At 67.5% G+C, this 14,010-nt stretch carries 12 protein-coding genes; 3 read left to right on the plus strand and 9 right to left on the minus strand.

Annotated elements, in window-relative coordinates:
* Window positions 1–43: 43 nt before the first annotated feature.
* The 6 genes from QWY79_RS04355 to QWY79_RS04380 form a co-directional block, all read right to left on the minus strand.
* The gene (locus QWY79_RS04355) at window positions 44–2,323 is read right to left on the minus strand and encodes an ATP-dependent DNA helicase (RefSeq protein ID WP_290270244.1); all 2,280 of its coding nucleotides are present in this window, start codon (window positions 2,321–2,323) and stop codon (window positions 44–46) included.
* Window positions 2,320–4,008, minus strand: coding sequence for a VRR-NUC domain-containing protein (locus QWY79_RS04360; RefSeq protein ID WP_290270246.1), 1,689 nt, complete (start codon window positions 4,006–4,008; stop codon window positions 2,320–2,322). The genes QWY79_RS04355 and QWY79_RS04360 overlap by 4 nt, the downstream gene beginning before the upstream one ends.
* A gap of 48 nt (window positions 4,009–4,056) precedes the next feature.
* Entirely contained in the window at window positions 4,057–4,548 is a 492-nt protein-coding gene (locus QWY79_RS04365; RefSeq protein ID WP_290270358.1) for a retropepsin-like aspartic protease family protein, read from the minus strand.
* A 144-nt stretch (window positions 4,549–4,692) separates the two neighbouring features.
* Complete coding sequence (locus tag QWY79_RS04370) at window positions 4,693–6,054, minus strand: MFS transporter (RefSeq protein WP_290270247.1); 1,362 nt, start codon at window positions 6,052–6,054, stop codon at window positions 4,693–4,695.
* A gap of 116 nt (window positions 6,055–6,170) precedes the next feature.
* Window positions 6,171–8,198: a CocE/NonD family hydrolase gene (locus QWY79_RS04375; protein ID WP_290270249.1), complete on the minus strand. Its 2,028-nt coding sequence runs from the start codon at window positions 8,196–8,198 to the stop codon at window positions 6,171–6,173.
* 15 nt (window positions 8,199–8,213) lie between these two features.
* Complete coding sequence (locus QWY79_RS04380) at window positions 8,214–9,521, minus strand: ATP-grasp domain-containing protein (protein ID WP_290270251.1); 1,308 nt, start codon at window positions 9,519–9,521, stop codon at window positions 8,214–8,216.
* 190 nt (window positions 9,522–9,711) lie between these two features.
* Between QWY79_RS04380 and QWY79_RS04385 the strand changes: the two genes are divergently transcribed.
* Window positions 9,712–9,999 (plus strand): sll1863 family stress response protein, encoded by a 288-nt coding sequence (locus tag QWY79_RS04385; protein ID WP_141321432.1) that lies wholly within the window; start codon window positions 9,712–9,714, stop codon window positions 9,997–9,999.
* Between the two features lie 17 nt (window positions 10,000–10,016).
* On the opposite strand, the gene QWY79_RS04390 is transcribed toward QWY79_RS04385, so the two are convergent.
* From QWY79_RS04390 to QWY79_RS04400, 3 genes are all read right to left on the minus strand, one after another.
* A complete protein-coding gene (locus QWY79_RS04390) occupies window positions 10,017–11,186 on the minus strand; it encodes a toxic anion resistance protein (RefSeq protein ID WP_290270254.1) in 1,170 nt (389 codons plus the stop codon).
* A complete protein-coding gene (locus tag QWY79_RS04395; RefSeq protein WP_290270256.1) occupies window positions 11,183–12,139 on the minus strand; it encodes a cobyrinic acid a,c-diamide synthase in 957 nt (318 codons plus the stop codon). The genes QWY79_RS04390 and QWY79_RS04395 overlap by 4 nt, the downstream gene beginning before the upstream one ends.
* Before the next feature lie 80 nt (window positions 12,140–12,219).
* Window positions 12,220–12,396 (minus strand): hypothetical protein, encoded by a 177-nt coding sequence (locus tag QWY79_RS04400; protein ID WP_290270257.1) that lies wholly within the window; start codon window positions 12,394–12,396, stop codon window positions 12,220–12,222.
* 163 nt (window positions 12,397–12,559) lie between these two features.
* Between QWY79_RS04400 and QWY79_RS04405 the strand changes: the two genes are divergently transcribed.
* The gene (locus tag QWY79_RS04405) at window positions 12,560–13,564 is read left to right on the plus strand and encodes an LLM class flavin-dependent oxidoreductase (protein WP_290270260.1); all 1,005 of its coding nucleotides are present in this window, start codon (window positions 12,560–12,562) and stop codon (window positions 13,562–13,564) included.
* Window positions 13,565–13,631: 67 nt separating this feature from the next.
* A complete protein-coding gene (locus QWY79_RS04410; protein ID WP_290270262.1) occupies window positions 13,632–14,000 on the plus strand; it encodes a hypothetical protein in 369 nt (122 codons plus the stop codon).
* Window positions 14,001–14,010 lie beyond the last annotated feature (10 nt).

The following is a 14,010-nucleotide window of genomic DNA, read 5'->3' on the forward strand; positions in this document are numbered from 1 at the left end:
CTCGTAGCTCGTAGCTCGTAGCTCGTAGCTCGTAGCTCAAAGCCTATAAACCCCACCAGTCCGGCAACAACTCCCGATTCTCCGCCCGCGCGAAACGGTCATCCATCAACACCACCACGCCGCGGTCCTGCGGGCCGCGGATGACCCGGCCGGCGGCCTGCACCACCTTGATCATGCCGGGCACGCGGTAGGCGTAGTCGTCGCCGCGGCCGAAGCGCGCCTGCAGGCGTTGCTTCAATGCCTCGTTGAGCGGGTCGAAGGGCGGCAGGCCCAGGGTGATCACGAAGGCGCCCACCAGGCGCTCCCCGGGCAGGTCGATGCCTTCGGCGAAGGCGCCGCCGAGCACCGCAAAGGCGATGCCGCTGCCCTCGGGCGTGAAACCGGCCAGGAAGGCATCGCGTTCGGCCTCGCTCATGCCGCGCTGCTGGGCGCGTACCGGCACCTCGGGGTACGACGCCTCCAGTCGAGCCCGGGCCGCTTCCAGATAGGCGAAGCTGCTGAAGAAGGCCAGGTAGTGTCCGGGCTGACGGCGATACTGCCCCGCCAGCTCCTCGACGATGGGGCCGAGCGAGGCGTCACGATCCTTGAGGCGCGTCGAGATATCCGCCCGGTAGCGCACTTCCAGCTGCTCCGCCATGAAGGGCGAGGCCACGCGACGCACCACGCTGTTGTCGGGCAGACCGAGCAGGTCGCGGTGATACGCGGGCGGGCTCAGTGTGGCCGAGAACAGCATCGTCGAGTGGGCCGCGGCAAAGCGGGAGCGCAGGAAGTCCGCCGGCACCAGGTTGCGAATCGCCATGACGGCCTGGCCCTGGCCGGCACGCCGCAGCTCGCACAGCGAATGCTCGCCGAAGCGCTCGGCGAGACGCGCAAAGGCCAGCGCCTCGAACAGAAACTCCCGGAGGCTCGGAGCGCCACCCTCCGGGTGCTCGGCCAGATAGTCGCCCACCGCCGAGACGGCGCGTTGCAGGGCACCCAGCCAGCCCTCGGGGATCGACGCCAGCGCCTGCCACTCCACATCGGGCTGCTCGCGCAGCAACTCGCGCCAGCGGCGTACCAGGCTGCCCAGCGGCCGTTTCAATGCCGGCGGCGATAGGCGATGCAGTCGATTGAGGCGTTTCTGGGACAGCGCCGCGCTGTACATGCCGCGGGCCCGCTCCACCAGGTTGTGGGCCTCGTCGACCAGCAGCGCCAGCCGCCAGTCATCGGCCTGGGCCAGGCCGTGAATCAGGGCACTATCATCGAAGTAGTGGTTGACGTCGCCGATCAGCACATCGCTCCAGCGCGCCAGCTCCTGCCCGAGATAATACGGGCAGACCTGATGCGCCAGCGCCACCTCGCGCAGGCCTTCCCGGTCGAGCCAGCCATGCTCGACGGCGGCCTGACGCGCCGCCGGCAAACGGTCATAGAAGCCCCGCGCCAGCGGGCAGGCCTCGCCATGGCAGGCCAGGTCCGGATGCTCGCAGGCCTTGTCGCGTGCCACCAGCTCCAGGACCCGCAGCGGCAGGCGGTCCGCGGCTTCGGCAGCGGCGCCGAGAGCCGCCAGGGCATCCAGCGCCAGACGGCGCCCCGGCGTCTTCATGGTCAGAAACGCCAGCCGGTCGATGCCGCGACGCGGCATGGCCATCAGGCTGGGATACAGCGCCCCCAGGGTCTTGCCGATGCCGGTGGGCGCCTCGGCCAGCAGGCAGCGTCCGCTGGCAGCCGCGCGATAGGCATCCTCGGCGAGAGCGCGCTGGCCGGGGCGAAAGTCGGCATGCGGAAAGGCCAGCGCGGTCAGCGCCCGATCGCGACTCTGGCGATGCGCGGCCTGCTGCTCGGCCCAGTCACGGAACTGCCGGCACAGGCCGGCCAGAAAGTCGCGCAACTCGCCGGCCTCGGCATCACGGGTCAGCCGCGTCTCGGCACCGCTGACCACATCCAGATACACCAGCACCAGGGTCACGCGCTCGAGCGCCTCGGCTTCGCACAGCAGGGCGCCATAGGCCGATACCTGGGCCCAGTGCAGGGCACGCTGGTTCTCGCCCATGCGCGAGAGATCGCCGCGATGGGTCTTGATCTCTTCCAGCTCACCTCGCCGGGGGTCATGGCCATCCGCGCGCCCGGCCAGCTGCAGGCCCTCGACCTCGCCGGCCAGCGGCACCTCGGCGCGATAGTCCGGCCCGCGACGCGCCACGACCCGCGCATGGCCCTCGATGCCTTCACGCGCACTGGGCGCCGGCGTGAAGCGGTAATCGAGATCACCCTGGCGTGCGGTAAACTCGCAGAGGGTGCGTACCGCGACCCGGTAATCCTGCGCCGCCCCCTCCGCCTCGCGGCTCATGGCGCCTCCTGCCAGCCGACATGGCAGACCGCCACGGGCATCCGCCGGGCCTGAAAGAAGCTCAGCCAGCGGCGCTGATTGTCCTGCAGGCGGTCGCCCGGCCCCTTGACCTCGATAAGCCGATAGTGCGGCGCCGGCCCGTCCGGCAGGAACTGGATCAGATCCGGCAGACCGCTGCGATTGCCTCTTGGGTCCGCCAGGATGCGCTCGAAGCAGGCACGCAGATGCGCGGCGGGCAGGCAGTCGAAGGCCTGCTCGATCAGCGGCCAGCTCAGGCGCTCCCAGTGCAGGAAGGTGGCCGACAGCCCCTGCTTGGTCTGCCAGTGCCGGGCGATGGTGTGGCGGTAGCGGCCATCGTCGAGCTCGGCCAGACAGGCCTCGAAACGCTCGCGACGACGCGCCACGAAGTCCTCGCGGCCCAGATCCGCCGGGGCGCTCTGGAAGGGATGGAAGAAGGCTCCCGGCAGCGGCGCGAACAAGACTTCCCAGCACAACAGGCCGAACAGCCCGCCGATCAGGGCATTTTCCACGTAGTACACCGGCGCCTCGGGCGAGGACAGGTGCGCGACCACGGCCAGCTCGACGCGCTCGCCCGTGGGCGGCAGGGTCAGGTCGAGCCGCTCGGGGCTGGCCTCGCGAGGCGTTGGCTCGGCCGTCAGCCCGAGCCGCCGGCGGAGCCGCGTGCGCAGTCGTGCCAGGGCCTGAGCCTCGCGCTCCCCCACCTCGCCGGCCTGCTCGAGCAACGCATGCGCCCGGGCATGCTCGCCGCAACGTTCCAGCAGCCGCAACCGGCGAATGCGCCCCTCACCGTCGCCGGCACGGGCATAGAGCCCGAGGGCGGCTTGTGTCTCCCCCTGACGCTCGGCTTCACGCCCCAGGTGCACCAGCAGGCGCGCGCGCCGACTGGCCAGCCAGGCATTGGCGGACGCCTCGGCGCTGGGCGACTCGGCCAGCGTCTCGCCCAGCACGACCGGATTCTCGCCCGCGTCGAGGCGTTCGCGCAGGCGGTGCAGGAAGAGGTATTCATCGACCTCGGCGCGTCGACCGAAGGCCCGCGAGGCGGCATCGAAGGCCACGCTCTCGAAGCGCTGCATGCCCAGTTCGGTGAGCACGAACTCGGCCCAGTCCTGGCGCAGGTTGCCGAAGAACATCAGCCGCAACCGATCGCACAGCGGCATCACCGTCACACGCACCAGCCGGTCCGGGGCCTGTGGCCACCATTCGCTCAGTGGTCGCGGTCGGGTCAATCGGGCCTGCAGGGCCTCGTGCAGGCTCGCCTTGCTCGCCGAACGTGAGACGCCGGCGGCGGCCATCTCGTCGGCCAGCGCCTGGCGCAGCTCGGGCAGGCGCAGCTGGCGGAACAGCTCGCTCAGTTCGCACTCGGGGTCCGCCTCGACCCAGCCGGCGTGCTGCAGTGGTGCCAGGGCCGCCGTGGTATCGCCGATCTCGGCATAATCGAGACGCGAGCGCCGAAACACCTCGCCGCGGCGCATCACCATGCGGACCAGCAGGGCGCGCGATGCCACCGGCAGCTGAGGGAAGTCGCGCAGAAAGGCCAGCTCGGCGTCATCGAGCAGGTCGTGATGGCGTGCGGCCACCCAGTCCAGCACGAACTGGAAGTTGCTCAGGTAATAGCGCGGATCATCCAGCGAGGCCGAGACGCGGTCAGCGGAGGTACTGTTCATGCATACATATTAACAGCTTGGCGCAGCGGGCCACACTCGCCCGGGCCTTCAACCGTCAGCGGCTGACCCGGAGGGCAGCTGGAGCGTCATCTGCTCGCCGCTGATGGCGATATCGAAGCGTCCCAGAAAGCTCATGCCCAGCAGCGCCTGCTCGCCGGTCAGCCCCTTGCTGATCGAGCCACGCACCTCACTGGCCGTCAGCCCGCCCAGGCCGACCTCGTCCAGGGTGGTCAGATGCCCGCGGGCCCGGCCATTGGCGGTGGAGAACCAGACTTCGCGCTGGCGCTCCAGGTCGAGCCGATCGGCCAGCTCGGCGGGCACCGCCACATAGGTGGCGCCGGTATCCAGCAGGAACTCCACGGGCTCGCCATTGATCCGTCCGGTGGCGACGAAGTGCCCCGCCGGGTTGCGCTCCAGGGTCAGGGGATCACCAGTGGCCATTTGCGCAAGATCGGCGTTCGGGTTCTCGCGCTCCTGCAACCAGCCCTGCCACCACCAGGTGCCCAGGCCGATCAGCAGCAACCAGAACAGCAGCATCATGCCCAGGCCGGCACGGCGTGTCTCACTTGCCAAGCTCACCTCCCGCCACTACACGGCTCCCCTGTCTCGTCACCCCTCACAGATCCCCCTCACTCTTCAAACATCACTCCTCACCCTTCACACATCACCCCTGACTCCTCACGCTTATGCCCCCTGCACGTCATCCGCTTCCCACTGCCGGGCAGCCTCCATGCCCCGCGCCTGATCGACGCCCAGGCAGATGGCGATGGCGATGAGAAAGAGCGCTGCACAGAGCAGGATCGAGGCCTGCAGGCCGACCACCGACTGCAACAGCCCCAGGCCGATGATGCCGAAGACGCCCGCCAGCTTGTTGGCCAGACTCCAGAAACCGAAAAACTCGGCGGCCTTGCGACGCGGCGAGAACAGCCCCACCAGGGCGCGACTGGCGGACTGGCTGGAGCCCAGGCTGAGCCCCGCCAGGCAGCCCACCACCAGAAAGACGTGCTGAGCCTGCCAGTCAAGCCCCAGGGCCGTATTCAGCCAGGCGGTCATCCCGGGCGTGGCCCAGATGGCCAGGATGGCCGCGACCCATAGCCCCAGGGTGATCAGATAGGTCTCGCGGGTGCCGATGCGATCCTGGATGGCGCCGAAGCCGATGGCACCGGCAGCCGCGGTGATCTGCACGATGATGAACATGATATTGCGCGTCGTCGCGTCCCAGCCGATGACCTGAGCGCCGTAGATGAAGGCGAAGGCGATGATGATGTAGACCCCGGCCATGGAGAACAGCAGTGACACCAGGAAGATCCCCAGGTCACGAAAGCGACGCAGCTCGTGCAGGGTCGTGGAGACCCGCTGCCAGGCGATACGGTGATAGGGCTGACCCGGCGGCTGCGGTGTGCCGCGCTCACGCAACCACAGGAAGGTAGGGATGGCCGCCAACAGGAAGAAAGCGGCGGCAAAGGGGCCGACCCAGCGAATGCGCTCGAAATTCTCCGCCGTGGTCTCGCCCAGCACCACCAGTGTGAAGCCCGCGGCACAGAGCCCGCCCACATAACCCAGCGCCCAGCCGAAGCCGGAGATGCGGCCCAGCGACTCCGGTGGCCCCAGTTCCGGCAGGAAGGCCGCGATGAAGGACTCGCCCATGGAGTAGGCGTAGTTGGAGAGGATGATCAGCACCAATCCCAGCACCACAAGACCCGGCTCGACGAAGTACAGCATGGCGGTGGTGCCGATGGTCGCCAGATAACTGGCGAACAGGAAACGCTTCTTGTCGGCGCGGTAGTCCATCACCGCACCGCACAGGGGGCCGGTGACGACCACCAGCAGATAGCTGATGGCCAGCGCCAGGCTCCACAGCAGGTTGGCCAGCCGATAGCCATCGCCACGATCGCCGACGATCACCGTAGTGAACAGCTCGCCGAACACCACGGTGATGATGAGCAGGGTGTAGGCCTGGTTGGCGAAGTCGAACATCGCCCAGCCGAGAATTTCCCGGCGCGAAGCCCAGGGCGTCTCGGCCGCAGCGGCGGTCGTCGTGCTCATGGCGGCATCCCTGTCGAAGAAGGAGGCCCAAGATAGCAGCCTGCTCGCGATGCGGCCATTCTCCACCGGCTCAGAAACTCAGGCCCCGCCATACCCGCGACAGCGCCACCCAGCACTCAGACCAGATCGCGGGGAATCGTCTCGTCCCATGTCTGCGAATAGACGCGCGTATCGTCCTCCCAGGCATCCAGGGTGGCGCGCAGCCGAAAGTTCTCGGCATCACTGGTCATGCGGGTTCGCGTCAGCGTCCGCACCTGCCAGTCGCCGCGGCGGAAGCTGCGCTCCCACTCCGTCCAGCCGCTGATGCTGTCATAGCTGCCGTAGGAGTAGCTGTAGCGCTCGGTGACACGCGCCGCGATTTCCAGGTCAATAGCGTCGAGGCGATAGCGCCCCTCGTCATTGACCACCTCCAGAGTGGTCTGGTCATTGGCCAGGTCGCGGATCACCTGCCAGCGCTCCTGGGTCGGCTGGAGCAGCGTCTTGGCCAGCGGCGGCGCGGCCTCGGGCTCCGCGAACACCGGCAGGCGGGCTTCCTCTTCGGGTTGCGGCGGGCGCATGGGCAGCAGCAGGCGGCTGCGCCCGGGGCACAGGGTCAGGGTGACCGGGCGCGGCGATGGCCAGGCCAGCGGCCAGTAGCTGGACGACAGCGACAGACGGATGGCGTGGCCGGCGGGAAACTGCTGGGCAATATGCTTGAGCTCGACGCGCACCCGATAACGCTGCCCCGGCACCATGGGCGCCGGCGTTTCATCGCTGTCGCGATGGGTCAGGTTGAGCAGACCGTAGGAAATGCGCGTGGCCTTGTCGTCGGGGGCGATATCGATCAGCCGCACGGCCACCATGGCCACCGGCTGGTCGACCTCGAGCTCCAGCTCGACGCCGGGCTGGCCGCAGATCTCCAGGGGATCAGCGAGCCGTGGCGTCTGGAAGACCAGGGCCCCGCCGTCCTCGTCACGCTGGTCGTGGGGCAGGTCGGGCGGCGCATTGTAGGAGCACCACTTGCCCGCATAGAGCCCCACCGAGAGTGGCGAACGCAGCGTCAGGACATTCTCGTCGTCCTCGCCGACATCCTCGGGCAACAGGTCGTGGCCCGTGGTCAGTCGGAAGGAGGTCTCGACGATGCGCGGCGACGGCCATTCCGGCTCGGCCACCCAGCGCCCCGGCCGCACCGCGTAACGTGCCGAGGGCGGCACCGACTCCTGCATCCAGACCCGCAGCATGGGCTCGTCCATGATGCCGCTGTCCTCGCCCTTCAGCCACTGGTCCCACCAGCGCAGGGATTCCTGCAGAAAACCGATCGCCGGGCCCGGCTCGCCCAGATGGGGATACTTGTGCGCCCAGGGGCCGATGAGCCCCTTGCGCGGCACCTGCAGGCCGGCCAGCAAGCGAAAGACCGCATTGCAGTAACCGTCGGCCCAGCCGCTGATGGCATACACCGGACACTGGATGGCCGAGAAGTCCTCACAGACCGAGCCATGCTTCCAGTAGTCATCGCGGCGTTGATGGGCCAGCCATTTGCTCAACCAGAGGCCGCTGCCCTCAAGGCGCTCCAGCCACATGTCGCGCCAGCGTTCGCCGACCAGCGCCGGGTCCGGCGGGCAGGCATTGCCGTCGAACATGGTCGAGGCCCAGGAGAGATTGTCGCCCAGCAGACAGCCGCCCATGTGGTGAACATCATCGGCATAGCGATCATCGGTGGAACACAGCGTGATCACCGCCTTGAGCTGCGGCGGGGCCATGGCCGCGATCTGCAGACCATTGAAGCCACCCCAGGAAATGCCCACCATGCCGACTGCGCCACTGCACCACGGCTGAGCGGCCAGCCACTCGATGATCGCCACACCATCATCCAGCTCCTGCTGCAGATACTCATCGGTCAACACGCCGTCCGACTCACCGGTACCGCGGATATCCACCCGCACCCCGGCATAGCCATGCCCGGCCCAGTAATGATGCACCTGAACGTCACGCTCGGCGGTCAGGTCGCGCTTGCGGTACGGCAGATACTCGAGAATCGCCGGCACCGGCTCCTGCTCCGCATCCACCGGCCGCCAGATGCGCGCCGCCAGGCGGGTTCCATCGGCCATGCTGATCCAGGTCTCTTCCTCGTGCACCGCGCGCGGAAAGTCGTCGACAATGCGCATCCCCACCTCCTTGTATCAGCCTTCGATGTCGTCGAAGGCAAAATCGAGCTGCGCCACCAGGCAATCAAAGTTCTCGAGCAGTTGCTCGACCGATGCCGCCCCCATCCAGATATAGGCCAGGGCAAAGCTGTAGCTGTCCTGCTCGGGCAGGCTCGAGAGGCGTTGGCCGGCCTCGACCTGCAGGGCAATGACCGTCCCCGGAAAGGCCTTCTCCAACGCCTTGATGGCCGCCGCGTCCGGTACCCGGGTCACCACGGCATCGGTGAAGAAGACGCGATGGAAGAACTTGCCGGCGATGGCAAAGTCCCCCTGGCGGTTCGGCATGTCCGGCTTGCGGCCGAGCGCCAGATCAATGGTGACCTGCTGATTGCTGATCCCATCGACCTTCTCGAAGAGGTCGCAGTGCGACTGGGAGATGCGCGTATTGATTTCCAGCAGCCAGATACGGTCCTGGGCCTCGTCCCAGAAATATTCGATATTGAACGCCGAGTGATCGAAGCCGATGTGGCGCATCACCGTGTCGGTGAGTTCCAGCATCTTGGCCTGCACCGGTTCGGGCAGCCCGGAGGGGTAGCGATAATGGAAGAAGCTCAGCACCTGGGGATAGCGCAGCGAGTCGACGATGCCATAGCTGACCACCTCGCCATCGTGGACATAGCCCTCGACGGTGCACTGCCAGCCGCCGATGATTTCCTCGGCCATGCAGAAGTGGCCGTCCACGGCCGCGATGTCCTCGGGCAGGCGGGCATGCTCGAGCACCGTATTGAAGGGGTCGGCAATCAGGCCGATATCCGCGCGCAGGTGCTCGATGGCCTGGTAGAAGTCTTCCGGTGTATCGATGCGAAAGCCCAGCCGCGAGCCCGAGGACTTGATGGGCTTGACGAAGAACGGGAAGTAGAGCCCGGCCTCGCCGATGCGCGTCAGGGCGTCGTCATCGAAGGGATCGAAGGCCGTGAAATTGGGGATGTGCTGCGGGATAACCTCGCGCTGCACCATGCGGCTCCAGTACTTGTGCTCGCACTTGAGCAGGCTGGCAAGCGAGGGCGAGCGGGTGCCGAAATGCTCGCAGAGGATCGGCAGCATGGTGGAAACCGGAAAGTCCATGTAGCCGGCGATGGCGTCCACCTTGCCGTCGAAGGCCTCGAGCTGCGCGGTCGCCTCGGCGAGCATGGCAGCGATGTCGAAGACCTCGGTATCGTAGACGGCGGCCGGCTCGATGACCCCGTGAAAGCGACACGACTCGGCGCCCCTCAGCCGTTCCAGGCGTTGCCGATTGGTGTCATTGAGCCCGACGACGAACACATTGCGCTTATCACTTTCCATGGCTGGCCTCCACGTGGACGATCGCCACGTTTCCTGGCATCACGGTGATCCCGGATGCCTTCTCGGCGATGCAGGATCGCTGCCTGCATCATAACCGAAGTTCATCGAAAAATACTCGCCATGGCGACAACGTGCGTCAGTCGTGGCACTCTGGGACCTCGACGAGGTCGTATCTCGAAGGAGGTGAGCCATGAATCAGCGCGACGCATTCATCGAACGGCTGAAGGACAGCCTGGCCCGCTGGAATGTCGAGATCGAGGAGCTGACCAAGCGCGCTCGGCAGGCCGGTGAGGACACCCGACAGCAGCATCAGGAAGACATCGACGACCTGAAGGCACGGCGCGATGAAGCCCGCAAGCGCCTGGATGCGCTCCAGGCCTCCAGCGGTGAGGCCTGGGACGACATGCGCCAGGGCGCCGACCGAGCCTGGTCACAACTGCGCGAGGCCTGGGACAAGGCCAGCTCGCGCTTCAAGTAGCGGCCACGGCGGGCCGCTCAGCGGGAATCATCGCTGGCTGCCTCGCCGCGATCCAGCCGCTCGGCCGCGCTGCGCCCCTGTCGGGCCAGGCCTTCCAGGCGTTCGATCTGGGTGGCCATCTGCGGCAAGGCATCGCGGCGATAGTTCGCCAGGTCGTCGATGGCGCCCATCACATCGCCGAAGGCGTTTTCCAGTGACTGCATGTCCAGGGTCGCCTGGGAAGCCCGGGTCTGGATGTCCACCCCCTGACGCTTGAGCGCCTCGGCGGTACCGGCGATGGTCTCGGAAGTTGCCGTGTTGAGCGACTCGATGCGCTCCAGCACGATGCGCTGATTGGCCAGCGCCAGCGCTACGGTTGCGGCCACGCTGAGCGCCGAGACGGTGACATTGATCGCCCGGTCGACGCCGCGCATCAGCTCGCGGTTGTTGCGGATGATCACCTCGAGGGCCAGCACGCCCTGCTGGCTGACCGCCTGTTGCTGCTGCAGATCGAGTATCCGCTGGCGCAGCGGGAAGAGCAGCTCCTCCTCGACGAATTGCCGCCGTGACTCATCGAGTTCCGGCAGGTTATTCACCAGGCGCTCATCGATGGCCCGCCCCAGGGCGACCTGACGCTCCAGTTGCTTGAGCGTCTCGTTGAGCGCCTGCTGGTCATCGTTGAGGGTGATGTTGTCGCGCTCCAGGCGATCCCGGCCGCCCTCGAGCTCGGCAATGATGGCATCCAGCGCCTGCTGGGCGGTCTCGAAGCGCTGGAAGTAGCGCTGCAGGCGCGTCCCCAGCCCCGGAATCCAGCGGCGGATACGATCCACGGCACTCGGCTCGAGGCGGTGATGGCGCGGGTCGAGGGTGTTCATGCGGCCGCGCAGCTCGCCCAGCGCCTTGGCCACCGGGCCGCCCTCGTCACCCTCCTGGGCCAGCTGGTGCAGCGGCGTCTTGAGCATCTCGCTCTGGTGGGCGGCCTGGCGCTGCAGATCGAGCCCCATCTCGTCGACGGCACGGCGCTGCTCGGCCGCACTGCCCGACGACTCGCCCAGTATCTCGGCGACGAAGGACGCGGCCGCCGCTTCGAGTTCGCTGTCCAGCGCCTCCCGGCTATCCGCGGCATCCTGTCCCAGCTCTTCGGCGATGCGTTCCACCGGCGGCAGTGACAGGCGCTGCGAGGCCTTGTCGGAGTCAGTATCGGTCATGATGAGGCTCCCTTGTCGCCATGCCTGGCGGTGGTCTTCGACGTCGACTGGCCATAGCGCTCGGCGCCCTGGATGAAGCGGCGCAGGTCCTCACAGGCCTGCTCGGCCCCCAACGCCGCCTTGGGCCGGCCCGTGACCACGCTCGACAGACGCACGGCGGCGTCATCCAGGGCGGTCAGGGCGGCCTCGTTCTGCGCGGCGAGGCGCCGCAGGGCGACCTCGGTTTCCTCGGCCAGCGCCAGGCGCCGCCTCAGGGCCTCGGTTTCTTCCGCGGACAAGCGAGGCGCTTCCTCGGCGAGGCGCTTGCGCACATAGCCGACATCCATGCCGCGGATGCCCCGGGCGCGATCGAGCATGGCATCGAAGTCATCGATGGCACCCAGGCTGACCTGATTGATCAGCTTGCGCGCTCGCTCGAAGGCCAGCTCGCCGGGCTCGAAGCGCGACGCCAGCACCTCGTTGACGTGCCGATAGCGACCGTGCAGGCGATCGGCGCGGGTCGCCAGCTCGGGACGCTCGATGCCCAGCAGCTCGCCCTTGACCCGGCACAGGGCACGCACGATGTCGTCGGCCCCTTCCGGAGGCCGGGCCGGGTCGAGCTCCACCACCCCCTCTTCGGCGCGGGCACGCTCGCGACGCCGCGCCTTCTCGAGCTGGCGGGACTGACGGCGAGCCCGCCAGCGACGCCAGCGCCGCTCTACCGGCAGCGCCGCCGCGATTCCCACCAGGCCGGCCAGCCAGCCCCACAGACTGGGGCCAAAGCCGCCCCACAGCGAGGTCAGCCACATCAGCAGGCTGATGAACGGAACCAGCGCGCCATAGCGCACCAGCACCCGCCAGCGCTCCAGCGACTCGGTAGGCAGGGCCAGCGAGGGCTTGATCAGGCCAATCAGGCACCAGGCCGGGCAGGTAAGGAAGAGGCCATAGGCCGCTCCCTGCAGAAACTCAAGCATGCTGTCGTCGACCCTCCACTATGCGTCCTCGGGCATCGCCTCATGATGCGTTGCCGGACGCGACTTCGCTACCTTCAAGGCTACCAGACCAGCGTCACCAGAACGGCCAGGCCACCGACCAGCAGCGCCGTGGCCACCGACCAGCTGACCAGATCATCCAGCCAGCGGTCAAAACGCGACGGAGCGCGCTCGGCTTGTGGCGAACGCCGGCGCGTCGCACCTGTCTTGCGCGCCGAGGTATCGGTTTTCCTGCTCATGACCTGCTCCACTGAACTACTCTGCCCTACTGATACCACTCGCCACCCACCGGGATGGCGGGACAGTATAAACAAAGGCGTGCGGTATCGCAGGTCAAGCTGTTGAGACCGACGGCCAATGCCCCCATGTAGAAACAAAGCATGCTAATTTTTGGAGCAATTCATGTCTCGACTGGCCGCCACTCCCCTTTCCGTCCTCGACCTGGCCCCGATTCGACAGGGCGGCAGCGCTGCCGACAGCTATACCGAAAGCGTCGAGCTGGCCCGGCTGACCGAACAGCTCGGTTTCACCCGCTACTGGCTGGCCGAGCACCACAGCATCGACGGCATCGCCAGCGCCGCCACTTCGGTGCTGATCGGGCATCTGGCGGCTCACACGTCACGCCTGCGCATCGGCAGTGGCGGTATCATGCTGCCCAATCATCCGCCCCTGGTCATCGCCGAACAGTTCGGCACCCTGGAAACCCTCTACCCGGGCCGCATCGATCTGGGCCTGGGCCGTGCCCCGGGCTCGGATGGCGCCACCATGGCCGCCATGCGCCGCGACCCGCGCGCCGGCGTGGACGACTTCCCGCAGCGTCTGGAGGAACTGCGCGGCTACCTGGGCGAGGAACGCCCGGACCAGCGCGTGCGCGCCATCCCCGGCCAGGGCACGCATGTGCCGATCTGGCTGCTCGGTTCCAGCGACTACAGTGCCCGCCTGGCCGCCCGCGAGGGACTGCCCTTCGCCTTCGCCGCCCAGTTTGCCCCGGCCCAGCTGCACCACGCCCTCAAGCTGTACCGTGATAACTTTCAGCCCTCGGCGGTACTGGACGCGCCCCACGCCATGGTCGGCCTGCCGGTGGTCGCCGCCGACTCCGACGAACGCGCCGAGTTTCTCGCCACCACGGCCCGCCAGAAATTTCTGGGGTTGATCCGCGGCCAGCGTACCCGCGCCCTGCCGCCGGTCGAGCGTATCGACTGGTCATCGCTGGAGCAGGCCCAGGTCGACCAGTTCTTCGGCGCTGCCGTCATCGGCGGCCCGCAGCGCGTGCGTGACGGCCTGGAGCACTTTCTGGAGAGCACCGGCGCGGATGAACTGATGATCCACACCGACGTGTTTGCCCAGCAGGATCGGCTGCGGAGCTACGAGATCCTCGGCGACATCTGGCAGACGGAACCTTCCTGATGGTCCGCTTTCCAAGGGGCAGACATCCACGGCTGCCGACCGACGGCACGCCTCCACGGAGCCCCTCATGACCGACCCCAACGACCCGCGCAACAACGCCGCCTGGCGCGCCGCCCAGCAATGGCAGCAACGTGCTCGCCAGGCCAGGCCCCGCGGTCAGGTCAGCGGCATCAAACTCGTTTTCACCTGGCTGCTGTTCGGCGTCCTGATGATCGTCGGCACCATCCTCGGCCTGTTCTTCCTGCTGATCGGCTGGGCCATGCTGCCCTTCCTGCGCCGCCGCATGAAAAAGCGCATGGAGCAGATGCGCGCCGACCAGGCCCAGGACGTCGGCGGCGAGACCTACCGCGAAGCGCGCTCCGGTCAGGACCGCACCCAGCAACACCAGGTGCTCGAGGGCGACTATGAAGCCCGGGACGAGCACTCGCACTCCTGAGCTCCAGTCA

The sequence above is a fragment of the Halomonas sabkhae genome (genome assembly GCF_030409265.1).
GTDB lineage: Bacteria > Pseudomonadota > Gammaproteobacteria > Pseudomonadales > Halomonadaceae > Halomonas > Halomonas halmophila.